Source organism: Mesorhizobium sp. WSM4849, from assembly GCF_055811385.1.
The window spans coordinates 78,823-104,128 of the sequence record NZ_JBVVPW010000005.1 but is presented as its reverse complement, the minus strand read 5'-3'; the positions used below and the strand labels follow the sequence as shown (position 1 = coordinate 104,128).

Here is a 25,306-nt window from a genome sequence, read left to right as displayed (position 1 = left end):
TGGCACGAGAGAACGCTTACAGTCCATGAACATCGCGCTTACGCACCTTCAGCGGCTTGAGGCTGAATCCATCCATATCTTTCGCGAGGTAGCGGCGGCCTTCGCCAAGCCGGTCATGCTCTATTCGGTCGGCAAGGATTCCTCCGTGCTGATGCATCTTGCGATGAAGGCGTTTTATCCGGCCAAGCCGCCCTTTCCCTTTCTCCACGTCGACACGACCTGGAAATTTCGCGAGATGATCGCTTTTCGCGATCAGATGGCGCAAAAACTCGGCTTCGATCTGCTGGTCCATGTCAACGCCGATGGTGTGCGCGACAACATCAATCCCTTCGACCATGGCTCGAACACCCATACGCATGTGATGAAGACCGTGGCGCTGCGGCAGGCGCTCGACAAATACGGCTTCGATGCAGCCTTCGGCGGGGCGCGGCGCGACGAGGAGAAATCGCGCGCCAAGGAGCGGATCTTCTCCTTCCGCAACGCCCAGCACGTCTGGGATCCGAAGAACCAGCGGCCGGAGATGTGGAAGATATTCAACACCCGCATCGCGACCGGTGAGTCGATCCGGGTGTTTCCGTTATCGAACTGGACCGAACTCGATATCTGGCAGTATATTCTCCAGGAAGACATCCCGATCGTGCCGCTCTATTTCGCCAAGGAGCGACCGGTCGTCGAACGCGACGGCATGCTCATTCTCAAGGATGACGACCGTATGGAACTGCGTCCCGGCGAGACGGTGGAGAACCGGCTGGTGCGCTTTCGCACGCTCGGCTGCTATCCGCTGACCGGCGCGATCGAATCCGACGCCGATACGCTGGAGGCCATTGTCGGCGAAATGCTGACGGCGCGCACCTCCGAACGGCAGGGCCGCCTGATCGACCGTGATGAAGCCGGCTCGATGGAAAAGAAGAAGCGCGAGGGGTATTTCTGAGCATGCGCCACATCACGGCCGAGAGCCTCGCGCCCACCGATGGCATTCGTGACTATCTGGCGGTGCAGGAACAAAAGTCGCTGCTGCGCTTCCTGACCTGCGGTTCGGTGGACGACGGCAAGTCGACGCTGATCGGGCGCCTGCTTTCGGATACCAAGCAGATTTTCGAGGACCAGCTTGCCGCGCTCGAGCGTGATTCGCGCAAGCACGGGACGACGGGCGACGACGTTGATTTCGCGCTGCTGGTCGATGGCCTCGAGGCCGAGCGCGAGCAGGGCATCACCATCGATGTCGCCTATCGCTTTTTCGCCACGCCGAAACGCAAATTCATCGTTGCCGACACGCCCGGCCACGAACAATACACGCGCAACATGGCAACGGGCGCGTCGTCCGCTGATCTGGCCATCGTGCTGATCGACGCCCGGCAGGGCGTGCTGCGCCAGACCAGGCGCCATTCGATCATCGCCTCGCTGTTGGGAATCCGGCATATCGTCCTGGCCGTCAACAAGATCGATCTCGTCGGCTTCGACAAGGCCGTGTTCGAACGGATCATCGAGGATTTCAGGCAGTTCTCGCACAAGCTCGGCTTCGAGACGATCGTGCCCATCCCGATGTCTGCCCGTTACGGCGACAACGTCACCAGCCGCTCGGACAAGACGGAATGGTATTCCGGGCCGACGCTGATCGAACATCTGGAAGCCGTGTCGGTCGATGAAGCCGTTGTCGAACTGCCGTTCCGTTTTCCGGTGCAGTATGTGAACCGCCCCAATCTCGATTTTCGCGGTTTTGCCGGCACGATCGCGTCCGGCTCCGTCTCACCAGGCGACGAAGTCGTTGTCGCCAAATCCGGCAAGTCTTCTCATGTCAGGCGCATCGTCTCGCATGGCGGCGATCTGAGCCAGGCGGTGGCCGGCCAGGCCATCACTCTTGTCCTCGACGACGAGGTAGAGGTCTCGCGCGGCAATATGTTGGTGTCACCGTCGGCGCGGCCGCAGGTCGCCGATCAGTTCGCCGCCAACATCGTCTGGTTCGACGAGCACGCGCTGCTGCCGGGCCGCTCCTATATCCTGCGGACCGAGACCGACCAGACCAGCGCAACCGTCACCGACCTGAAATACCGCGTCAACGTCAACGACTTTGCTCATGAGGCGGCCAAGTCGCTCGAAATGAACGAGGTCGGCATTTGCAACATCTCGACGCGGGCGCCGATCGCCTTCGATACGTTCGCCGAGAACCGCACGACCGGCGCCTTCATCCTGATTGACCGCATCACCAACGCCACGGTCGGCGCCGGCATGATCCTGCATTCGCTGCGCCGCGCCGAAAACATCCACTGGCAATCGCTCGATGTCGGCAAGCACGGCCGCGCCGATCTGAAGAACCAGCGACCTGCCGTGTTCTGGTTCACCGGGCTCTCGGGCTCGGGCAAGTCGACCATCGCCAACCTTTTCGAGAAGAAGCTGTTCGCCACCGGCCGGCATACCTACATCCTGGATGGCGATAATGTCCGCCATGGCCTCAACCGCGATCTTGGCTTCACCGACGCCGACCGTGTCGAAAACATTCGTCGCGTTGCGGAAGTGGCGCGCCTGATGGCCGATGCCGGGCTGATCGTCATCGTTTCCTTCATTTCGCCATTCAGCGCCGAGCGGCGCATGGCCAGGGAATTGATGACCAACGGTGAGTTCGTCGAGGTGTTTGTCGACACACCCTTTGAGGAATGCGCCAGACGCGATCCGAAGGGCCTCTATGCGCGGGCGTTGAATGGCGAAATCAAAAATTTCACCGGCGTCGATTCACCGTATGAAGCCCCGGAAAACCCCGAAATCCATCTCAAGACACTCGGCAAGTCTGCCGAGGAGATGGTAGAGGCCCTGGAACTCTGGCTGAACGAGCGCGACATTGCCGAAAACCAATATGATAGCGGCGGCGGCATCTGACGACGAAGCGATGCTCGGCCTGTTCGAGCGCCTTGCCTTGGCGGCGGGGCGAGAGGTGATGCGCGTCTTCGATGCCGGCTGCGCGGTCGACCAGAAATCAGACGCCTCGCCGGTGACCGAGGCCGATCGCGAGAGCGAAAAGATCATTCTCGACGGGCTGCGCGCGGCGTTCCCCGATATCCCTTGCGTGGCTGAGGAAGAGGCATCGGCCGGCATCGTGCCGCCCGATCTCGACGACGCCTTCTTCCTGGTGGATCCACTCGACGGCACCAAGGAATTCGTCAATCGCAGGACCGACTTCACCGTCAACATCGCGCTCGTTCGCCACGGCGTGCCGGAGATCGGTGTGGTCTTCGCGCCATGCACCGGACGCTTCTTTTCCGGCCGGCCGGGCAGCGCGGAAGCAATCGATGTCAATGGCGACTACCAGATCATCGGCCGTCGGCCGATTTCGGTGAGGGCGGGTGTGGCGCCACTGACCGTCGTCGCCAGCCGGTCCCACAATACGCCGGAGACCGAAGCCTATATTCGCACGGTGGGCGCTGCCGAGATCGTCTCGGTCGGCTCGTCGCTGAAATTCTGTCTTGTCGCCGGCGCCGAGGCCGACGTCTATCCGCGCTTCGGCCGCACCATGGAATGGGACACCGCGGCGGGTGACGCGGTGCTGCGCGCTGCAGGCGGGATAACGCGCACGCTGGACGGTGAGCCGCTGGCCTACGGCAAGCGCAACCAGAGCGATGACGTGGACTTCGCCAATCCGCATTTCGTCGCCAGCGGGAAGAGCGCGGGCCAGTAATCTCCCCCCTTGAGGGGGAGATGTCGCCGAAGGCGACAGAGGGGGTCGCCTCAGCAGGTGCGACGCATATGGAAACGAAAGAGGGAAAGTCGGCGCTTCACGCGTGGCGACCCCCTCTGGCCTGCCGGCCATCTCCCCCTCAAGGGGGGAGATTACGCGCTTACGCCGCGGCGATTTGCGCCGAATTCGAGCCGATATAGTTGCGGATCGTCTCAATGATCCGGTCCTGGTCGGCCTCGCTCAGATAGGGGTGCATGGGCAGGCACAGAATACGCTTCGGCAGCCCCTCCGAAACGGCCAGGCCTGTCGGCGTGCGCGGATAGTCGCGGTAGGCGATCTGGCTGTGCAGCGGCTTCACGTAATAGATCACCGACGGGATGCCTTTTTCGCCAAGATGTGCCTTCAGCGCGTCGCGCTTCGGCGTCTCGATGGCATATTGCGCCCAGGCCGAACGGCTGCCGTCCAGGTTGCGCGCCGCGTTGACGATATCGCCGAGGCCTTCGGCATACCGATTGGCGACCGCTTGCCGGGCAACCATCTCGTCTTCGAGGATGGCCAGCTTCTCGATCAGAATCGCCGCCTGCAGCGTGTCGAGTCGCGAATTGATGCCGACGCGAACATTGTCATATTGGGTTTCGCCCTTGCCGTGGAAGGCGAACGAGCGGAGCTGTTCGGCCAGCGCATCGTCATTGGTGAACATCGCGCCGCCATCACCATAGCAGCCGAGCGGCTTTGCCGGGTAGAAGCTGGTCGAGCCGACCGCGCCGAACGAACCTAACATCTTGCCGTCGATCGAGCCGCCGATCGCCTGCGCGGCATCTTCGATCACCATCAGCCCTTCGCGGTTGGCGATGGCCATGATCGCCTCGTAATCGGCGGCGAGCCCGAACAGGTCGACGGGAATGATCGCCCTTGGCTTCAGCCGGCCTTCCGCCTTGATCATGGCAATGGCCGCTTCGAGGCTGGCGATGTCGATGTTGTAGGTCTGGGGATCGACATCGACGAAAACCGGCTCGGCCTTGGCCAGCGCCACCACTTCCGCCGTGGCGGCGAAGGTGAAGCTCGGCACGAACACCGCGTCACCTGGACCGATGCCGGCCGCAAACAGCGGCAGCAGCAGTGCGTCGGTGCCGTTGGCGCAGGCTACGACATGCTTGGTGCCGACATAGGCGGCGAGCTTGTTTTCGAATTCGGTGACCTGGGGGCCGAGAATATAACGTCCCTCGTCGACGACGCGGTCGATGGCTGCTTTCAGCCTGTCGCGGATTCGCTCGCGCTGCGCGCCTAGATCGATGAACTGCATGTCGGCCTCAAAACGGTATTAGTCAGAGAATGGCCGCTGGTAGCAGAGTTGCGCCAGCCGAGAAAGCTGCACGAACAAAACCACGAATTGCTCAAATGTCGCAGCCTGTTACCTCTGATTCCGACAGGTCCGCGTCAGACGCCGGAAATCCGGGGCTTTGTCGCGCACGAGACGGCCCTTGTGTCGCACGCGCTCGGCTCGGCGAAACATAAAGTGATCGATTTCCAGCGCGTCTTCAGCGCATCGCCGTCCAATCAGGCGATTTCATGCCGCCAGGGCGGATTGGCGCCGGCCCGCGACACGGTCACCGCCGCAGCCTTGGCGCCAAGCGCCAGCGCCTTGTGGATGGCGTCATCCGGCAGATTGGCGATCGCCTCCTTCGACAGCAGGCCTTGCTCGTGCAGCGAGGCCAGGATGCCGGCGTTGAACGTGTCGCCGGCGCCGACCGTATCGACCACCTCGACCTTGTCCGGCACGACGGTGACCTTGTGATCCCTCATATAGCCGACGGCGCCTTCGCTGCCATGGGTAACGACGATCAGCGTCGGACCGCGATCCAGCCAGTTGCGGACGACGTCTTCGTGCGAGCCGGCTTCGCCGAACCAGTTTAGGTCCTCATCCGACAGCTTCACGATGTCGGCCATCGCCATCATCGAGCGGATGCGCCTGAGATGCTTGGCCTTGTCCGGTATGAAATTCGGCCGAATGTTGGGGTCGAGCATCATGACGCGGCGCTCATGTTCGCGCCGCATGAATTCCTCGTAGGCCGATCCGGCCGGCTCCGAGATCAGGCTGATGGCGCCGAACAGCATGGCTTCGATCTCGCTGCCGAGTTCCGGCAGATCGTCGATGGTCAGCATGCGTCCGGCTGTGTTTTCATCGTAGAACGTGTAGGTCGCGTGGCCGTTGTCCAGCCGCACGAAGGCGAGCGTGGTCGGCCGGGGCGATGTATGCGCATAGGTGGAACTGACCTGGCTTGCCCTCAGCGCGTCCTCGAACTGGCTGCCGAACAGATCCGTCGACAGGCCAGAAAAGAAACCGGCGGGTGCTCCCAGCCGGCCAAGCGCTATTGCCGTGTTGAAGACCGCGCCGCCGACATAGGGGGCAAAGGCCGGCTCGCCCTCCGTCGTGGTGCGTGGCAGCATGTCGATCAGGGCTTCGCCGCAACAGAGGATCATGATTTCCTGTTCTCCGGCGGATAGATCACACCCTTGCGGATGATGATGTTGGCGTAAAGCCGCGGCTCGCTTGTCGCGACGATCGCGTGCGCGGATCTAACCCGTAAATAGAAGTCGGCGCCGGCAAGCGCAACCACCTTGCGGCCCGGAGCACGCGTGGCGCAGATCGCCTCCATCTCGTGATGAACGGGATCGGCAAGCATGGGATCGCCTTTGACCGAGGCGCGAAACAGCGCCTCCGGTACTGCGTCATCGACAGGCAATAGGCTGAGGACAGCGTCGAGCATCGGAACAAGATGATGACCGTCGGCGCGGATGAGCCGGTGTGCCTGTTCCTTCGCCGGGTAGTTTCCGTCAACAAGGGCGATCTCGTCGCCATGGCCCATGGCACGCAGCATCGCCAGCAGCTCCGGGCCGAGCAGGGCCGGGATTCCGATCAGCATTCAGGCACTCCTGGAAATCGTGGTCGAGCCGATGAGGAAGCGCTCGGAAAGCGGCAGGCTGGCCCCGCCCAAGGCACGTGCATGAATGCCGACAGTCCCCTCGCGAACGTCCGGAAGCTTCAGGCCTTCACCGTCGATCTTGCCGATGGCTTCGATAACGGCATCGACGAGCCGGCGCCGCACAGCCTTCGGCATCCATCCGTCGATCACCGCTGCCTCGAAATCGATAACCGAGGACGCCGCCACGATAGCATAGGCGAGCGCCTGCGAGGCGCAGGCGATCCAGTCGTCGAGCTCGACGCCGATCTCGCCCCAATCCTCCGGTGACGTCCACAGATGTGAGGCTTCGACGCCGCGCGCGTTGAGCGCCTTTTCCAGCATGGCGATCGACGCCACGTCGATCAATTGGGTCGGCTTGCCGTCCGGTCCGGGCACCGGCATCGAACCCAGCGCGCCGGCATTGCCGGTCGGTCCGCCGAAAAGGTGACCGTTCAGCACGATGCCGCCGCCGGCGAAGGCGCCGATATAGAAATAGACGAAGTCGCGCGCCGCACCCGCCTTGCCGAACACCAGCTCGGCGCCGCAAGCCGAGGTGGCGTCATTCTGCAGGTAGACCGGGAATTCGCACTGCGCCTGGATGTCGGCGCGGATGTCGCGGTGGCGCCATTCGTCCATGACGTCGCGCGGCGCACCTGCCGTATCGGCCCAGTTCCACAATTCGAACGGCATGGCGATGCCAAGTCCGGCAATGCGCTTGTCCTGAGCCGGGGTGAGTTCGCCGCGCATTGTCTTCATGCCGGAGGTGACGAATTCGACCGTCTCGCGCGGTGCCGGATAGCGGTAGGAATGCTGCAGCATCGAGCGCACATTGCCGAGAAAGTCGATCAGCACGAGTTCGGCGCTGCGACGGCCGATCTTCAGGCCGATGAAAAAGGCGCCATCGGGATTGAGCGCCATCGGAATGGAAGGCTGGCCGATCTTGCCGCGCAGCGGCGCCTGGCGGACAAGGAGGTTGTCCTGCTCGAGCTCACGCATGATGACCGAAACCGTTTGGGCCGAAAGCCCGGTCATGCGCGCAATGTCGGACTTGGCCAGGCTGCCGTGCTGACGCACCAGCGACAGCACCAGCCGCTCATTGTGATCCCGCATGCCGCTCTGGTTGGTGCCGCGGTGAATGCGGCTCTCGGCTGCCTCGGGCGAACCGTGCCTTGTAATGCCGGTCTCCACCCCTGTTCCTCTCGTCTTTTCCCCTCAATCCTTTTGAGCCAGAATGAGTGAACGATGCAGCGCTGTCAATAATAAATAAGAGTGATTTAATTATTGACAGGAGCCTCGGTCTGGTATTCTGTTGGGGCAGGCGTCCACGCTGGGAAAAGTCGTCTGGATGCTTATGCGGACGCCGGGTGGCCGGCATCCGAAATGGTTCCACTGGGAGGAAATCGTGACCAAAACAACACTACTAAAATCCACCGTGTTTGCCGCGGCCGGACTGGGCCTGATGGCGTTCACCTCGGCTGCGTCCGCCGCCGATGTCGGAGCTTGCCTGATCACCAAGACCGACACCAACCCGTTCTTCGTCAAGATGAAGGAAGGCGCGTCCGCCAAGGCCAAAGAACTCGGCGTCGAGCTCAAAGCCTACGCCGGCAAGATCGACGGCGACAGCGAGAGCCAGGTGGCGGCGATCGAAAGCTGCATCGCCGACGGCGCCAAGGGCATCCTGATCACCGCGTCGGACACCAAGGGCATCGTCCCGGCGGTGAAGAAAGCACGTGACGCCGGTCTGCTCGTGATCGCGCTCGACACGCCGCTTGACCCGCTCGACGCCGCCGACGCGACCTTTGCGACCGACAATCTGGAGGCCGGCAAGCTGATTGGCGCGTGGGCCGCCGCGACGCTCGGCGACAAGGCGAAGGATGCCAGGATCGGCTTCCTCGACCTGACGCCCTCGCAGCCGACGGTCGACGTGCTGCGCGACCAGGGCTTCATGATGGGCTACGGCATCGACGTGAAGGACCCCAACAAGATCGGCGATGAGGACGATCCGCGCATCGTCGGCCACGACGTCACCAACGGCAACGAGGAAGGCGGCCGCAAGGCGATGGAGAACCTTCTCCAGAAGGACCCCGGCATCAACGTCATCCACACCATCAACGAGCCGGCAGCTGTCGGCGCCTACCAGGCGCTCAAGGCCGTGGGTCTCGAAGGCAACGTGCTGATCGTGTCGGTCGACGGCGGCTGCCCCGGCGTGAAGTCGGTCGCCGAGGGCGTGATCGGTGCGACCTCACAGCAATATCCGCTGCAGATGGCGGCACTCGGCATCGAAGCGATCGCCGCTTTCGCCAAGGACGGGACGAAGCCCAAGCCGACCGAAGGCAAGGATTTCTTCGACACCGGCGTCAACCTCGTGACCGACAAGCCCGCAGAAGGCGTGAAGTCCATCGACACCAAGGAAGGCCTCGCCAAGTGCTGGGGCTGATGCCGGTCTGACAGGCAACAGAACCGATCGGCCGGGCTTGATCCCCGGCCGTTTCGGGTGGACGATGCGGTAATCGCAAGCGCGAACAATTCCGGCGGCAGATCGGAAACAGTGGACGGGCGTCGGCGCGTGGCTGAAGCCCCACGGGAGAAAACATGGCTCAGGTTCAGGAATACGAGAAAGCTCTCTCGAACAGCGACGCAAGCGTTGCTGCTTTTGACGAGCACGGCACGTCGATCGTCAAGCGCATCCAGCATTTCCTGCATTCCACTCCGGCTGCGGTGCCGCTGATCGTGCTGGTTCTGTCGATCGCTGTCTTCGGCGTCACGATCGGAGGACGGTTCTTTTCGTCCTACACGCTGACGCTGATCCTGCAGCAGATCGCCATCGTCGGTATTCTCGGCGCCGCGCAGACGCTGGTCATACTTACAGCCGGCATCGACTTGTCAATCGGCGTCATCATGGTGATTTCGGCCGTGATCATGGGCAATTGCGCGGTCACCTATGGCCTGCCGACCTTGCTTGCCGTGGTGATCGGGCTTGCCGCCGGCGCGGCCTGCGGGCTGCTCAATGGCCTGCTGGTCGCCTACATGAAGCTGCCGCCGTTCATCGTCACGCTCGGCACCTGGAACATCGTCATGGCCACCAACTTCATCTATTCGGCCAATGAGACGATCCGCGATGCCGACGTCGACGTCCAGGCGCCGCTGCTGCATCTGTTCGGCCTGAACTTCAAGGTCGGCACCGCGGTGCTGACGTTCGGCGTCATTGCCATGGTCGTGCTGGTGCTGATCCTGTGGTACGTGCTCAATCACACGGCCTGGGGGCGCCATGTCTACGCCGTCGGCGACGACCCGGAGGCGGCCAAGCTGTCGGGCATCCAGACCAAGAAGGTGCTGATCTCGGTCTACACCCTTGCCGGGCTGATCGCCGCTTTCGCTGCCTGGGTCTCCATCGGCCGCAACGGCTCGATCTCGCCATCCGCCGCCGTCACCGACTACAATTTGCAGGCGATCACCGCGACGGTGATCGGCGGCATTTCCCTCTTCGGCGGGCGCGGCTCGATTCTGGGCACGCTGTTCGGCGCGATGATCGTCGGCGTCGTTTCGATGGGCCTCAACATGCTGGGCGCCGATCCGCAATGGAAAGTGCTGCTCACCGGTGTGCTGATCATCGGCGCCGTGGCGATCGACCAGTGGATCAGAAAGGTTTCGGTGTAACCATGACCCAGGAGCCCATCCTCACCGCGCGCGGCCTCGTCAAGCGCTACGGCCGCGTTACCGCACTGAACAGCTGCGACTTCGATCTCTACCCGGGAGAAATCCTGGCCGTGATCGGCGACAATGGTGCAGGCAAGTCGACGCTGATCAAGGCGATCTCGGGCGCGGTTGTCCCGGACGAGGGGATCATCGAGTTGGACGGCAAGCAGGTGCTCTTCAAGTCGCCCATCGAGGCCCGCGAAGCCGGCATCGAAACCGTCTACCAGAACCTGGCGCTGTCGCCGGCGCTGTCGATCGCCGACAATATGTTCCTCGGTCGCGAGATCCGCAAATCGGGTTTTCTGGGCGATTGGCTGCGCATGCTCGACCGCCCGGCAATGGAAAAGCGCGCCCGCGACAAGCTCACCGAACTTGGCCTGATGACCATCCAGAACATCAGCCAGGCAGTGGAAACGCTGTCGGGCGGCCAACGCCAGGGCGTGGCGGTGGCGCGCGCCGCCGCCTTCGGCTCGAAGATGGTCATCATGGATGAGCCGACGGCGGCGTTAGGCGTCAAGGAGAGCCGTCGCGTGCTCGAACTGATCCTTGACGTGAAGAAGCGCGGCCTGCCGATCGTGCTGATCTCCCACAACATGCCGCATGTCTTCGAGGTGGCCGATCGCATTCACATCCATCGGCTGGGCCGTCGCCTCTGTGTCATCGATCCCAAGCAATATACGATGTCCGACGCCGTCGCCTTCATGACCGGGGCGAAGCTTCCGCCGGAGGCGGCACTGGCGGCCTGATGCATGTCGCCCGAAAGTGCGCAGCGGTTTTGGGATGACGACATGCATCAAACAAGAATTGCATGTCGCCCAAAAGCATGCGCTCGGGCGTGAACCGAGGGCGCGCAGCGATTTTGGGATGACGACATGCACATAAGTGAGAACTGAAGGCGCGTCGCAGGGGCCGCCCAAACGCGATGCGCTTAAGTTTCTGATTGCCGTTGGGTAAGCTTCCCCGCGGCAATCTAACTCGATTGAACGCTTAACAATATGCGCTAGCATGGACTGGGAGGAATGGTGAAAGCCGGTATGATCATGGCAACCGCACGAGAGGCAGCATGACGCGCGCGATGACATCCAAAGCTCCCATTCTCGAAAACTCCGATCCCAAGGCGCTTGCCGACGAAGTCTTGAAGGCCCTCAAATACAGGCTCGGCAAGGGGACCAGCGTCGCGACGCAATACGACTGGCTCACCGCCTCGATAAAGGTCGTGCGCGACCACATCGTCGATCATTGGATGCAGGCGACGCAAGAGGCCTACGCCCAGCAGGAAAAGCGCGTCTATTACTTGTCACTGGAATTCCTCATCGGCCGCCTGATGCGCGACGCCTTCTCCAATCTTGGCCTGATGGACAATATGCGCGAAGCGCTGCGGTCTCTCGGCGTCGACCTCGACCTCATCGCTGCCCTCGAACCAGATGCAGCACTTGGCAATGGCGGTCTCGGCCGGCTCGCCGCCTGCTTCATGGAAAGCATGGCAACCGTCGACATTCCTGCGCATGGCTATGGCATTCGCTACGCCAATGGCATGTTCCGGCAGGAAATCCATGGCGGCTGGCAGGTTGAGCTGCCCGAGACCTGGCTCGATCACGGCAACCCCTGGGAGTTCGAGCGGCGCGAACGCTCATTCGAGGTCGGTTTTGGCGGCTCGGTGGAATCGATCACCTCGAAGGACGGCAGTCTTGAGCGCCACGTCTGGAAGCCGATCGAACATGTTCTGGCGGTTGCCTACGATACGCCGGTGGTTGGCTGGCGGGCCAACCGCGTCAACACGCTGCGGCTCTGGTCCGGCATGCCGATCGATCCGATCCTGCTCGACAAGTTCAACGCCGGCGACCACATCGGTGCGCTCGCCGAAAGCAACAAGGCCGATGCCTTGTCGCGCGTCCTTTACCCTGCTGATTCCCACAAGGCCGGTCAGGAACTGCGGCTCAGGCAAGAGTATTTCTTTTCCACCGCCTCACTGCAGGACATCATCCAGCGTCATCTCAGCCAATATGGCGACCTGCAGTCGCTGCCCGACAAGGCGGCGATCCATCTGAACGACACCCATCCGGCCATCGCCGTGCCCGAGCTGATGCGCCTGTTGATGGATGTCCACGGCATGGATTTCGACCAGGCCTGGAGCATCACCAAGCGCACTTTCGGCTATACCAACCATACTCTGCTTCCAGAAGCGCTCGAAAGCTGGCCGGTGCCGCTGTTCGAGCGGCTGTTGCCGCGCCATATGCAGATCGTCTACGCCATCAACTCAGAAGTGCTGCTGGAGGCGCGCGCCTCCGACCAGTTTTCTGATGAGCAGATCAGCCAAATCTCGCTGATACAGGAAAACGGCGAGCGCCGCGTGCGCATGGGCAATTTGGCCTTTGTCGGCTCGCACTCGATCAACGGCGTCTCTGCCCTTCACACCGAGCTGATGAAGGAAACGGTGTTTGCCGAGCTCCACCGGCTCTACCCCGACCGCATCAACAATAAGACCAACGGCATCACGCCGCGGCGCTGGCTGATCCAGTGCAATCCCGGTCTCACCGCGCTCGCCCGCGAGGCGATCGGCGACCGCTTCCTCGACGATATAGACGCGATCAAAGAGCTCGATGCCTTTGCTGACGACGCCGCGTTCCGCGACAAGTTCGCGGCAGTCAAGCGGGCGAACAAGGCCAAGCTTGCCAACCTCGTGGCCGACCGCCTCGGCATCAAGGTCGATCCCTCGGCGCTGTTCGACATCCAGATCAAGCGCATCCACGAATACAAGCGCCAGCTCCTGAACATCCTCGAAACAGTCGCCCTCTACGACCAGATCCGCTCCCATCCCGAGCGCAACTGGATGCCTCGCGTCAAGTTCTTCGGCGGCAAGGCGGCGCCCAGCTATCACAACGCCAAGCTGATTATCAAACTCGCCAACGACGTCGCCAAGGTCATCAACCGCGACCCGGCTGTTCGCGGCTTGCTCAAAGTAGTGTTCGTGCCGAACTACAATGTCAGCCTGGCCGAGATCATGATGCCGGCCGCCGATCTTTCAGAGCAGATATCGACTGCCGGCATGGAAGCCTCCGGCACCGGCAACATGAAGTTCGCGCTGAACGGTGCGCTGACCATCGGTACGCTCGACGGCGCCAACGTCGAGATCAAGGAGTGCGTCGGCGACGACAACATCTTCATTTTCGGCCTGACCACCGAAGAGGTCGCCGAGCGGCGCAGCAACGGTTACGATCCGCGATCGGTAATCGAAGCCTCTCCCGAACTGGCGCAGGCAGTGGCTGCCGTTTCGTCGGGCGTCTTTTCGCCTGATGATCCGGAACGCTATCGCGACCTGATGAACGGCCTCTATCAGAGCGACTGGTTCATGGTCGCCGCGGATTTCGACGCCTACGCCGCCACCCAGCGCGATGTCGACGCCGTCTGGCGCAACAGCCCGGATTGGTACGCTAAGGCAATCCGCAATGTCGCCCGCGTCGGCTGGTTCTCGTCCGACCGTACGATCCGCCAATATGCGAAAGAAATCTGGAACGTGCCCGTCTGATATGATTGCATGAGGCCACGAACAACGTGGTCCGGGTGCCGGGGAGGGTCACTGCCTGATGAGGAAGCCGCGCGCGACCGCTGCGACAAGCGGGCCGGATGGACTGGCATCAGCCGGTGATGTCGCGGCAATTGTCGCCGGCACGCATGGTGATCCTTTCGCTGTCCTCGGTGTGCACGAGGTTGACAAGGGCTTTGTCGCCCGCTGCTTCGTCCCTCATGCCGAGTTCGTCACTGCCTATACGTTGACCGGCAAGAAAGCCGGCGAACTCTCCAGGCGCGACGAAGGCGGCTTCTTCGAGGGCAACCTGTCGCTCAAAAAGCGTCAGCCGCTGCGCTATCACGCGCGCAATGCCGGCGGTGACTGGTGGCTGACCGATCCCTATTCCTTCGGTCCGGTGCTCGGTCCGCTGGACGACTATTACATCGCCGAAGGTTCGCACCTCAGGCTGTTCGACAAGCTTGGTGCGCATCTCATCGATCACGAGGGTGCGTCCGGCGTGCATTTCGCCGTCTGGGCGCCCAATGCAAGGCGCGTTTCGGTGGTCGGCGACTTCAACGAATGGGACGGCCGCAGGCATACGATGCGCGTCCGCCGCGACACCGGCATCTGGGAGTTGTTCATTCCCGACATCGGCGCCGGCCGGCCCTACAAATACGAGATCATCGGGCCCGATGGCGTGAGGCTGCCGCTGAAGGCCGATCCGTTCGCTTTCAAGTCCGAACTGCGCCCGGCCACGGCTTCGGTGACGGCGCTTCCGCCTGCGCATCAATGGGGTGACGAAGTGCACCGCCATTTCTGGCGCAACGCCGATCCCAGGCGCGAGGCGGTGTCGATCTACGAGGTCCACGCCGGCTCCTGGCAGCTTCACGACGACGGCAGCTTCCTGTCATGGGACGAGCTTGCCGGCCGGCTGATCCCGTACGTCGTCGACACGGGCTTCACCCATATCGAATTCATGCCGATCTCCGAACATCCCTATGACCCGTCCTGGGGTTACCAGACGACGGGCCTGTACGCGCCGTCGGCCCGCTTCGGCGATCCGGACGGTTTTGCCCGGTTCGTCGACGGTGCCCACCGTGCCGGCCTCGGCGTCATCCTCGACTGGGTGCCGGCGCATTTTCCGGTGGACGCGCATGGCCTGGCCAATTTCGACGGCACCGCGCTCTATGAGCATGCCGACCCGCGCAAGGGCTTCCATCCCGACTGGAACACCGCGATCTACAATTTCGGACGGCGCGAGGTGGTCTCGTTCCTGGTCAATAATGCGCTGTTTTGGGCCGAGAAATACCATGTCGACGGTTTGCGCGTCGATGCCGTCGCCTCGATGCTCTACCTCGACTATTCGCGCAAGGCCGGCGAATGGATTCCCAACGAAAAGGGTGGGCGCGAGAACCTTGAGGCGGTCAGCTTCCTCCAGAGGATGAACAAGGAAGTCTACGGCCATCATCCGGGTGTGATGACGATCGCCGAGGAATCGACCTCATGGCCAAAAGTTTCGCAGCCGGTGCATGAGGGCGGGCTGGGTTTCGGCTTCAAGTGGAACATGGGCTTCATGCACGACACGCTGGAGTATTTCTCCAAAGAGCCGATTTTTCGCAAGCATCACCACGGCGACATCACCTTCGGTCTGGTCTACGCCTTCTCGGAGAATTTCGTGCTGCCGCTGTCCCACGACGAGGTCGTGCACGGCAAGGGAACGCTGCTCAGCAAGATGGCCGGCGATGACTGGCAGAAATTCGCAACACTGCGCGCCTACTACGCTTTCATGTGGGGCTACCCCGGCAAGAAGCTGTTGTTCATGGGGCAGGAATTTGCTCAGCGCCGCGAGTGGAGCGAGGCGCGCGCACTCGACTGGAACCTGCTCGATTCCCAGGCCCATCGTGGCGTCTGGCAGACGGTGCGCGATCTCAACTATCTCTACCGCTCGCGCCCGGCATTGCATGCGCGCGATTGCGAGCCGGAGGGCTTTTCCTGGCTGATCGTCGACGACAGCGCCAACTCTGTCTTTGCCTGGCTGCGCAGCGCGCCGGGCGGAAACCCGGTCGCCGTCATCTCCAATTTTACACCGGTGCCGCGTGACGATTATCGCGTACCGTTGCCAATGGTTGGAAGATGGCGCGAGATCATCAACACGGACGCCACCGACTATGGCGGTTCCGGCAAGGGCAATGGCGGTGCCGTCGAGGCTCGGGCGGAAGGAGGAGGCATCTCGGCGACGATGCTGTTGCCGCCGCTGTCGACGATCATGCTCGAATTTGCTCCGGACTAAGCGATGTCTCGCAGCGCGTAACTTGGGAGGATAAAAATGGTAGAGATAAAACGGACCCAGCCGCTGGCGCGCGATGCCATGGCCTATGTTCTGGCCGGCGGTCGTGGCAGCCGCCTCAAGGAATTGACCGACCGGCGCGCCAAGCCAGCGGTCTATTTCGGCGGCAAGACGCGCATCATCGATTTTGCGCTCTCCAATGCGCTGAATTCCGGTATTCGCCGCCTCGGCGTTGCCACCCAGTACAAGGCGCATTCGCTGATCCGCCACCTGCAGCGCGGCTGGAACTTCCTGCGGCCCGAGCGTAATGAGAGCTTCGATATCCTGCCGGCCAGCCAGCGCGTATCGGAAACGCAATGGTATGAGGGCACGGCCGATGCCGTCTACCAGAACATCGATATCATCGAGGCCTACGGGCCCGAATACATGGTCATTCTGGCCGGCGATCACATCTACAAGATGGACTATGAGCTGATGCTTCGCCAGCACGTCGACGCCGGCGCCGACGTCACCGTCGGCTGCCTCGAAGTGCCGCGCATGGAGGCGACCGGCTTCGGCGTCATGCATGTCGACAAGAAGGACACCATCATCTCCTTCATCGAGAAACCCGCCGATCCGCCCGGCATTCCCGACAAGCCGGATTTTGCCCTGGCTTCGATGGGCATCTACGTATTCAAAACCAAGTTCCTGATGGAGCAACTGCGTCGCGACGCGGCCGAACCGGGCTCAAGCCGTGACTTCGGCAAGGACATCATCCCCTATGTCGTCGAGCACGGGAAGGCGATCGCCCATCGCTTCGCCAAGTCCTGTGTGCGCTCGACCGCCGAGAACGAAGCCTACTGGCGCGATGTCGGGACCGTTGACGCCTATTGGGAAGCCAATATCGACCTCACGGACATCACGCCCGAGCTCGACCTCTACGACCGCGACTGGCCGATCTGGACCTATGCCGAGCTGAAGCCGCCGGCAAAGTTCGTGCATGACGAGGATGGCCGCCGTGGCTCGGCGGTATCCTCGCTCGTCTCGGGAGACTGCATTGTCTCAGGCGCTTCGCTGAAGCGAAGCCTGATCTTCACCGGCGCGCGCATCAACTCCTATTCGACGCTCGAGGACGTCGTCATGCTGCCCGACTGCCACGTCGGCCGCAGCGCGAGATTGAAGCGCGTGGTGATCGATCATGGTGTCAGGATTCCCGAAGGCCTCGTGGTCGGCGAGGATCCCGTCCTCGACGCCAAGCGCTTCCGCGTTTCCGAAAAGGGCATCTGCCTCGTCACCCAGGCCATGATCGACAAACTGGAATTGTCGTGAATGCAGGTCTTGTCGGTTACGCCCGAAATATTCCCTCTGATCAAGACTGGCGGGCTCGCCGACGTGACCGGCGCGTTGCCCATCGCGCTCGCCGGCAAGGGCGTGACGATGCGCACACTTGTTCCCGGCTATCCCCAGATCATGGAGGCCTTCAAGAAGAAAAAACCCGTACACCACTATCCGCTGCTGCAAGGCGGCAAGGCTTCGGTCCATGCCGTCCAGATCGCCGGGCTCGACCTGTTCGTGCTCGACGCGCAGCATCTGTTCGATCGCCCCGGCGGCCCCTATGGCAATGCCACCGGCGCCGACTGGCCGGACAATTGGCGGCGTTTCGCGGCCCTGAGCCAGGTTGGCGGCGACATCGCCGGCGGCGCCGTCTCGGGCTACCAGCCGGACATCGTCCATGCCCATGACTGGCAATCGGCGATGACGCTGGCCTATATGCGCTACGGCAAGGCGGTCGGCACGCCGTCGATGATCACCGTCCACAATCTCGCTTTCCAGGGCCAGTTCGGCGCCGGCATCTTTGGCGAGCTTGGTTTGCCGGCGGCGGCCATGGCGCTCGACGGTGTCGAATATTACGGCGGCGTCGGTTTCCTCAAGGCCGGCCTGCAGGCCGCCTGGGCGATCACCACGGTCAGCCCGACTTATGCGCAGGAGATCCGCTCGCCGGAATTCGGCATGGGGCTCGATGGCCTCATCAACATGCGGTCCGTCGATCTCTATGGCATCGTCAACGGCATCGACACCGAGATATGGAACCCTGAAACCGACAAGCATCTGGTCTCCAACTACACGGCCAAGACATTGAAGGCGCGGCACCCCAACCGGACCGCCGTCGAGGATCGTTTCAATCTCGACCGCGACGACAGTCCGATCGTCTGCGTCATCAGCCGGCTCACTTGGCAGAAGGGCATGGACATACTGGCAGCGGCCGTCGACGGGATCGTTGCCAGGGGTGCACGCCTGGCGATCCTGGGGTCGGGCGATGCCGGCCTCGAAGGCGCGCTGCTGGCCGCCGCCGCCCGCCATCGCGGTCGCATCGGCGTCGTCGTCGGTTACGACGAGGCGCTTTCCCACACCATGCAGGGCGGCTCTGACGCCATCGTCATCCCGTCGCGCTTCGAGCCTTGCGGGCTGACGCAGCTCTATGGCCTGCGCTATGGCTGCGTGCCGGTCGTTGCCCGCACCGGCGGTCTTGCCGACACTATCATCGACGCCAATGAAGCGGCCGTTTCGGCAGGTGTGGCGACCGGCTTCCAGTTCGCGCCCGCCGATGCCGGCGCCTTGCTGCACGCCATCCGCCGGCTGGTCGAGGCGCATGCCAACCCCACGATCTGGACGTCGATGCAGCGGCAAGGCATGAAGGCCGATGTGTCGTGGGACAAAAGCGCGGAAAAATACCTCGAACTCTATCGCTTGCTGCTATCGAAAAGGGCTGTCTGACGCATGATACGAACCGTCGCCACCAAACCCTACTTAGACCAGAAGCCCGGCACTTCCGGGCTGCGCAAGAAAGTGCCGGTGTTCCAGCAGGAGCACTATGCCGAGAACTTCATCCAGTCGATCTTCGATGCGCTGGACGGATTTAGGGGCAAGACCCTGGTGATCGGCGGCGACGGCCGCTTCTACAATCGCGAGGTAATCCAGAAGGCCATCGCCATGGCGGCGGCCAATGGCTTCGGCAAGGTGATGGTCGGGCAGGGCGGCATCCTGTCGACGCCGGCCGCTTCCAACATCATTCGCAAATACAAGACCTTCGGCGGCATCATCCTGTCGGCCAGCCACAATCCGGGCGGCCCGCACGAGGATTTTGGCATCAAATACAATGCCGGCAATGGCGGGCCGGCGTCGGAAAAGCTGACCGACGCGATCTTCGCCAAAACCAAGATGATTTCGAGCTTCAAGATCGCCGACATCGGCACGGTCGATCTCGACACGATCGGCACGGTCGAGGCGGGCGGCATGACGGTCGAGGTGGTCGACCCGGTCGCCGATTATGCCGAGCTGATGGAAAGCCTGTTCGATTTCGATGCCTTGCGCGCACTGTTCAAATCGGGTTTCCGCATGCGCTTCGACGCAATGCATGCCGTGACCGGTCCCTACGCCAAGGAGATCCTGGAGAACCGGCTCGGCGCGCCGAACGGCACCGCCCGCAACTTCATTCCCCTGCCGGATTTCGGCGGCCACCATCCAGACCCGAACCTGGTCCACGCAAAGCACCTCTATGACGAGATGATGGGACCGGACGCGCCGGATTTCGGCGCCGCTTCCGATGGCGACGGCGACCGCAACCTGATCATCGGCAAAGGCATTTTCGTCACCCCGTCGGATTCGGTGGCCATGCTCGCCGCGAACGCCCATCTGGCACCGGGCTACAAGGCCGGCCTGAAGGGCATTGCGCGTTCGATGCCGACCAGCGGTGCGGCCGATCGCGTCGCCGAAAAGCTCGGCATCGGCATCTATGAAACGCCGACCGGCTGGAAATTCTTCGGCAATCTGCTCGATGCCGGCATGGCAACGATCTGCGGCGAGGAAAGTGCCGGAACCGGTTCCAACCATGTCCGCGAAAAGGATGGGCTGTGGGCCGTGCTTTTGTGGCTCAATATCCTTGCTGCCCGCGGCGAAAGCGCCAAGCAGATCGTCACCGAGCACTGGGCCGCCTATGGCCGCAATTACTACTCGCGCCATGACTACGAGGAGATCGAGACCGACCGGGCCAATGCGCTGGTCGACGAATTGCGGCCGAAACTCGCTTCCTTGCCCGGCACCAGTGTGCGCGGTATGAAGATCGCCAGCGCCGACGATTTCGCCTACCACGACCCGGTCGACGGCTCGATAGCCAGGAACCAGGGCATCAGGGTGCTATTCGAAGGCGGATCGCGCGTCGTCTTCCGTCTCTCCGGCACCGGTACCTCGGGGGCGACGCTGCGTGTCTATATCGAGCGCTACGAGCCGGACAAGTCCAGGCACGATCTCGACACGCAGGAGGCGCTTGCCGACTTGATTGCGGCAGCCGATGATATCGCCGGGATTCGTAGCCATACCGGCCGCGTCAAGCCGAGCGTGATTACGTGAAGCTGGCGCGGCGCGCCTTTCCTTCTCCCCTTGTGGGAGAAGGTGGATTGGCGCGTAGCGCCGAGACGGTTGAGGGGTGTTGGACGGATCGTCGTAGGTGCCAGGCTGGAGCACCCCTCATCCGTCGCCTTTGGCTCCCCCTTCTCCAAGGGGAGAAGGGGGAGCCAACCTGCCAACCGCTCAAACCGTCTACGATCTGCTGTTGTGAGTGCGCGTGAGCCAGCTCGGCGCAATCATCGCCAAAGAAGGCGTTCGCTTCGCCGCATGGTCCTCGTCGGCTCGGCGCATCTGGGTCTCGATCTTCGACGATGAAGGAACCCGGGAGATCGACCGGCTCGAACTCCAGTCGGAAGGCGAGGGCGTTCACGCGGTTTTCGTTGCCGGCCTCGCCGCCGGCACCCGATACGGATTTCGCGCCGATGGCGAGTATGCGCCCGAGAATGGGCTTTGGTTCGATCCCGACAAGCTGCTGGTCGACCCCTATGCCGTCGAGGTCGACAGGCCCTATGTCTATGACGGCAGGCTCGCCGCGCGCCGGGGCGAGGGCACCGATACCGCGCCGCTGCTGCCGAAGGCGATTGCCGCCACCCTGCCGCAACCGGTGCCTGCCTTGCCGCCGCTATTCCAACCCGGTGGTCTGATCTACGAAGTGCCGGTGCGCGCCTTCACCATGCTGCATCCGGACATCCCGAAGCCCCGGCGCGGGACGATTGCAGCGCTTGCCCATCCGGCTATCGTCGAGCATCTGAAAAAGCTCGGAGTCGGGGCGGTTGAACTGATGCCGGTGACGGCATCGATCGATGAGCGGCATTTGCCGGCGCTCGGGCTGCGTAATGCCTGGGGCTACAATCCCGTGACCTTCATGGCGCTCGATCCGCGCCTCGCGCCCGGCGGTCTCGCGGAATTGCGGCAGACGGCCGCCACACTGCGTGAGGCCGGCATCGGCGTCATCCTCGATCTTGTCTTCAACCACACCGGCGAAAGCGACAGGCTTGGGCTGACGCTGTCGCTGCGCGGACTCGACAGCCGCGCCTACTACCGGCATTGGCCGGACGGCAGCTTGGCTAACGACACCGGCACCGGCAACACCGTCGCTTGCGATCATCCGGTCGTCCAGGAAATGGTCCTCGAAACGCTTCGTCACTTTGTCTGCCATGCCGGCGTCGACGGTTTCCGCTTCGATCTGGCGCCCATTCTGGGTCGGGTCGATGGCGTGTTCGACGCTGCGGCACCGTTGCTGAGGGCTATTCGGAACGATCCGGTCCTCGGCGGCCGGGTGCTAATCGCCGAGCCCTGGGATATCGGCCCGGACGGCTATCAGCTTGGCAATTTTCCGCCGCCCTTCCTCGAATGGAACGACAGATATCGCGACGACATCCGCCGCTTCTGGCGCGGCGATAGCGGCATGGTCGGCGCGCTGGCGACCCGGCTTGCCGGCTCGTCCGACGTGTTTGCCAAGCCAGGCCGGCAGACAAGCCGCAGCGTTAATTTCATCGCCGCGCATGACGGCATGACGCTGGCCGACATTGTTGCCTATGAGCACAAGCACAATGAGGCCAATGGCGAGCAGAACCGCGATGGCCACAACGACAACCTGTCCTGGAACAATGGCGTCGAGGGTGAGACCGGCGACCGGGCGATCGTTACGGCCCGTTTCGATGACCAGTGTGCGCTGCTGGCCACGCTGTTTGCCTCGCGCGGCACGATCATGCTGACGGCCGGAGACGAATTCGGCCGCACCCAGAAGGGCAACAACAACGCCTATGCGCAGGACAACGAGATCACCTGGCTCGACTGGGCCGGGCGCGACCAGGCGCTGGAACAATACGCCGTTCTGCTCGCCGCGATGCGTCGTTCCGTGCCGGCGCTTTCCGACACGCGCTTCCTGACCGGAGAGCCGCCGCCGGGATCAGAAAAACCGGACGTCGTCTGGCTCACTGAAACCGGCACGCCGCTCGACGAGGCAGGCTGGCACGATCCGGGGCGGTACCGCCTGGTCATGATGCTCGGCGGCGATGATTGCCGCCTTGCCGTGGTCATCAATGGCGATCGCCGGGCGTGTATGTTCACGCTGCCGGAGCGCGACGGATTTCGCTGGGAGCCAGCCATCGAAACACCGGGCGGCGCAGCAGGAATTTCACGGCCGGTGCCAGGGCGAACGGTGATTTTCATGATCGAACACAAAGCCGCGCAACCTCAGATAAAGGAGAACGGCGGTGGCAAGTGAGAACGGCCAGTGGTGGCGCGGCTGCGTCATCTACCAGATCTACCCGCGCTCCTTCCAGGACACGACAGGGGACGGCAGCGGCGATCTGCGCGGCGTTGCCTCAAGGCTGGCTCATGTTGCATCGCTTGGCGCCGACGCCGTCTGGCTGTCGCCCTTCTTCAAGTCGCCGATGGCCGATATGGGCTACGACGTATCCGACTATACAGCCGTCGATCCGATGTTCGGCACATCAGAGGATTTCGACGCGGTGACCGTCGAGGCCCACCGTCTCGGCCTGAAAGTCATTATCGACCAGGTCCTGTCGCATTCGTCCGACCGGCACGAATGGTTCGTCGAAAGCCGCGCGAGCCGCGATAACCCCAGGGCGGACTGGTATGTCTGGGCCGATCCGAGGCCTGACGGCACCGCGTCCAACAACTGGCTGTCGGTCTTCGGCGGCCCAGCCTGGGAGTGGGACGCGACCCGCAGGCAATATTACATGCACAATTTCCTCGCCTCGCAGCCGGACCTCAATTTCCACAATCCGGAGGTTCAGGACGCCCTGCTGGAAACGGTGCGGTTCTGGCTGGAGCGCGGCGTCGACGGGTTTCGGCTCGACACGGTCAACTACTATGTCCATGACCGCTGGCTGCGCAGCAATCCGCCTTTGGCTTCGAGCGTTGCCGGCACCAACACCGAAACCAATCCCTACCTCTATCAGGAGCATCTGTTCGACAAGACACAGCCCGAAAACCTCGCTTTCCTCCGCCGTTTTCGGGCCCTGCTCGACGAATATGAGGGCCGCGCCGCTGTCGGTGAGGTTGGCGACGAAACCCGTTCCTTGCAGACGCTCGCCGCCTATACCAGCGGCGGCGACAAGCTCGACATGTGCTACACATTCGACCTGCTCGGACCGCAATTCTCGGCCGCACACGTGCGCGGATGCGTCGAAGCGTTCGAGAGTGCTGTCTCCGACGGCTGGGTCTGCTGGGCGTTTTCCAACCACGATGTCGTGCGCCACGTGACGCGCTGGACAAGGCCCGGCGGCAATCCGGAGGCGGTGGCGAAATTCTCGATCGCGCTGCTGTCATGCCTGCGTGGATCGATCTGCCTCTATCAGGGCGAGGAGCTCGGGCTGGAGGAAGCCGAATTGGCGTTCGAGGATCTGCGCGATCCATACGGCATCCGCTTCTGGCCGGGGTTCAAGGGCAGGGATGGATGCCGCACGCCGATGGTATGGGAGAAAGGCGCCGAGAACGCCGGGTTTTCAACAGGCAAGCCGTGGCTTCCGATCCCAGAAAGCCATCGCGACCGCGCCGTCGATGTCCAGAACGGCGAGGCAAAGTCGGTTCTAGCCAGCTACCGGGCGATGCTGGCCTTGCGCAGGCAGCATGCCGCGCTGGTACAGGGTTCGATCCGCTTTCTCGATGCCGAGGGCGATGTGCTTGCCTTCATTCGCGAAGGCGGCGGCGAGAAGCTGCTCTGCCTTTTCAATTTCGCCGAGGAGCCGGCCAAATGGCCGTTGCCGCAGGGTATCGATGTCGCAGAGACGATCGATCTTGGCGCCGGTGCCGACTGGCAGGGAAAAATTCTGTCGCTGCCGCCTTTGGGCTGCTTCCTCGGACGAGCCGGCTGATGTCTTCATTTGTCAACTCATGGAACGAGCACGGAGCGCCCGCAAGTCGCGCCCATGACCCGGACATCTGCCTCGCCGACATGCACGCCCAGTGCCGCAAGCACGTTATAAACCAATTCGTCGACCGGCGCCGTCACGGCGTTCACAGCCACAATCACCGCCGGCTTTACCGTTCCAAGCAGGGCGGTTACGTTCAGCAGCCCTAGTCCCAGCGCATTGATCGAGAGCGACAGTTCATCGACAAGCGATGTGGTGAGCGATTGCGTCAGGTTTTTCGTAGAAGCGGTCTTTATCGTCTTGTTGGCGATTTCGGTGCTGTTGAAGGTCAATGTCGTCGGATCGTTGTTGGTGATATCAAGCGCTGCAGACCCGTTCACCGACAGCAATGGAATGAGCAAAAGCCTCACTGCCGCGATCTGTGCGTTAGAGAACGACTGTGGATTGCTGAAATCGGCAAAGGCGGTGGGGCTGCTGTCGGCATCGCTGGCGGCAAGATGCAGCGAGGCAACGCCCGGGCGCGCCGCGATGGAAACCTCCAAACTGTCCGGGCGCCCCGTCGGGCAACTAATGTCGGTCAGCTTGGCCTCGGCGTAGGCCACTTCGATATGCAGCGGAAGATTGACGGCCAAGAGAGTGGTGCCGCCTCCGAGATTCGAATTGCCGATGCCGACGGAGGCAACCAGCTTAATTCGTGTCTGCGCCGTGCGCACCACGGCGCCCTTCTCGCCGATTGTCAGCCACGGCGAGAATTGCGCAGGTTCGCCGATGGCGATGGCAAGTGTGGTCGAGGTAAGCCCCGGAATGGTGGCTCCGAGATTGAGCTCGACCTGCTTCGAGCCGTTGGCCAGTGCAGCGGCGGTGGTCAGCATACCCATGACGCTAGCGTCGACCGAAAAACCGGCCGACTTTTGTCCGAGGCCCAGTTGGCCCATTGATCCAAGGTCGACAAGATGATTG

The 25,306-nt window shown here is 62.5% G+C and carries 18 protein-coding genes; 13 read left to right on the top strand and 5 right to left on the bottom strand.

Going from position 1 to position 25,306, the window contains the following annotated elements:
* Window positions 1-25 precede the first annotated feature (25 nt).
* From cysD to cysQ, 3 genes are read left to right on the top strand one after another with little or no spacing between them, the layout of a single operon-like run.
* Window positions 26-931 (top strand): sulfate adenylyltransferase subunit CysD, encoded by a 906-nt coding sequence (gene cysD / locus AC0L3L_RS06980; RefSeq protein WP_473637042.1) that lies wholly within the window; start codon window positions 26-28, stop codon window positions 929-931.
* Window positions 932-933: 2 nt separating this feature from the next.
* Window positions 934-2,871: a sulfate adenylyltransferase subunit CysN gene (gene cysN, locus AC0L3L_RS06975; protein ID WP_473637041.1), complete on the top strand. Its 1,938-nt coding sequence runs from the start codon at window positions 934-936 to the stop codon at window positions 2,869-2,871.
* Between the two features lie 10 nt (window positions 2,872-2,881).
* Window positions 2,882-3,667: a 3'(2'),5'-bisphosphate nucleotidase CysQ gene (gene cysQ, locus AC0L3L_RS06970; protein WP_473637153.1), complete on the top strand. Its 786-nt coding sequence runs from the start codon at window positions 2,882-2,884 to the stop codon at window positions 3,665-3,667.
* A 160-nt stretch (window positions 3,668-3,827) separates the two neighbouring features.
* Here the strand turns inward: cysQ and AC0L3L_RS06965 are convergent, their stop codons facing one another.
* From AC0L3L_RS06965 to AC0L3L_RS06950, 4 genes are all read right to left on the bottom strand, one after another.
* Window positions 3,828-4,970 carry a DegT/DnrJ/EryC1/StrS family aminotransferase gene (locus tag AC0L3L_RS06965; protein WP_473637040.1) on the bottom strand — a complete coding sequence of 381 codons (1,143 nt, stop codon included), beginning with the start codon at window positions 4,968-4,970 and terminating at the stop codon, window positions 3,828-3,830.
* Window positions 4,971-5,224: 254 nt separating this feature from the next.
* Window positions 5,225-6,148, bottom strand: a complete 924-nt coding sequence (locus AC0L3L_RS06960) for a carbohydrate kinase family protein (RefSeq protein WP_473637039.1) — start codon at window positions 6,146-6,148, stop codon at window positions 5,225-5,227.
* A complete protein-coding gene (locus tag AC0L3L_RS06955; RefSeq protein WP_473484673.1) occupies window positions 6,145-6,591 on the bottom strand; it encodes an RbsD/FucU family protein in 447 nt (148 codons plus the stop codon). Before AC0L3L_RS06955 ends, AC0L3L_RS06960 begins: the two co-directional genes overlap by 4 nt.
* A complete protein-coding gene (locus AC0L3L_RS06950; protein WP_473637038.1) occupies window positions 6,592-7,818 on the bottom strand; it encodes an ROK family transcriptional regulator in 1,227 nt (408 codons plus the stop codon).
* 271 nt (window positions 7,819-8,089) lie between these two features.
* Here AC0L3L_RS06950 and AC0L3L_RS06945 point away from each other — a divergent pair, with 271 nt between their 5' ends.
* From AC0L3L_RS06945 to bglA, 10 genes are all read left to right on the top strand, one after another.
* A complete protein-coding gene (locus AC0L3L_RS06945) occupies window positions 8,090-9,067 on the top strand; it encodes a substrate-binding domain-containing protein (protein ID WP_473485129.1) in 978 nt (325 codons plus the stop codon).
* Between the two features lie 155 nt (window positions 9,068-9,222).
* The gene (locus tag AC0L3L_RS06940) at window positions 9,223-10,287 is read left to right on the top strand and encodes an ABC transporter permease (RefSeq protein ID WP_473637037.1); all 1,065 of its coding nucleotides are present in this window, start codon (window positions 9,223-9,225) and stop codon (window positions 10,285-10,287) included.
* Window positions 10,288-10,289: 2 nt separating this feature from the next.
* Window positions 10,290-11,072, top strand: a complete 783-nt coding sequence (locus AC0L3L_RS06935) for an ATP-binding cassette domain-containing protein (protein ID WP_473637036.1) — start codon at window positions 10,290-10,292, stop codon at window positions 11,070-11,072.
* Between the two features lie 317 nt (window positions 11,073-11,389).
* Entirely contained in the window at window positions 11,390-13,852 is a 2,463-nt protein-coding gene (locus AC0L3L_RS06930) for a glycogen/starch/alpha-glucan phosphorylase (protein WP_473637035.1), read from the top strand.
* Between the two features lie 58 nt (window positions 13,853-13,910).
* Window positions 13,911-16,124 (top strand): 1,4-alpha-glucan branching protein GlgB, encoded by a 2,214-nt coding sequence (gene glgB / locus AC0L3L_RS06925; protein WP_473637034.1) that lies wholly within the window; start codon window positions 13,911-13,913, stop codon window positions 16,122-16,124.
* Between the two features lie 36 nt (window positions 16,125-16,160).
* Window positions 16,161-17,429 carry a glucose-1-phosphate adenylyltransferase gene (glgC, locus tag AC0L3L_RS06920; protein WP_473637033.1) on the top strand — a complete coding sequence of 423 codons (1,269 nt, stop codon included), beginning with the start codon at window positions 16,161-16,163 and terminating at the stop codon, window positions 17,427-17,429.
* Window positions 17,430-18,875 carry a glycogen synthase GlgA gene (gene glgA, locus AC0L3L_RS06915; RefSeq protein ID WP_473637032.1) on the top strand — a complete coding sequence of 482 codons (1,446 nt, stop codon included), beginning with the start codon at window positions 17,430-17,432 and terminating at the stop codon, window positions 18,873-18,875.
* Between the two features lie 3 nt (window positions 18,876-18,878).
* Window positions 18,879-20,507, top strand: coding sequence for an alpha-D-glucose phosphate-specific phosphoglucomutase (locus tag AC0L3L_RS06910; RefSeq protein ID WP_473637031.1), 1,629 nt, complete (start codon window positions 18,879-18,881; stop codon window positions 20,505-20,507).
* A gap of 214 nt (window positions 20,508-20,721) precedes the next feature.
* A complete protein-coding gene (glgX, locus tag AC0L3L_RS06905; RefSeq protein WP_473637029.1) occupies window positions 20,722-22,734 on the top strand; it encodes a glycogen debranching protein GlgX in 2,013 nt (670 codons plus the stop codon).
* Entirely contained in the window at window positions 22,724-24,349 is a 1,626-nt protein-coding gene (gene bglA, locus AC0L3L_RS06900; protein WP_473484697.1) for a beta-galactosidase BglA, read from the top strand. The genes glgX and bglA overlap by 11 nt, the downstream gene beginning before the upstream one ends.
* Window positions 24,350-24,366: 17 nt before the next feature.
* Here bglA and AC0L3L_RS06895 read toward each other — a convergent pair whose 3' ends face one another.
* Complete coding sequence (locus AC0L3L_RS06895; RefSeq protein WP_473637028.1) at window positions 24,367-25,281, bottom strand: hypothetical protein; 915 nt, start codon at window positions 25,279-25,281, stop codon at window positions 24,367-24,369.
* Window positions 25,282-25,306: the final 25 nt, after the last annotated feature.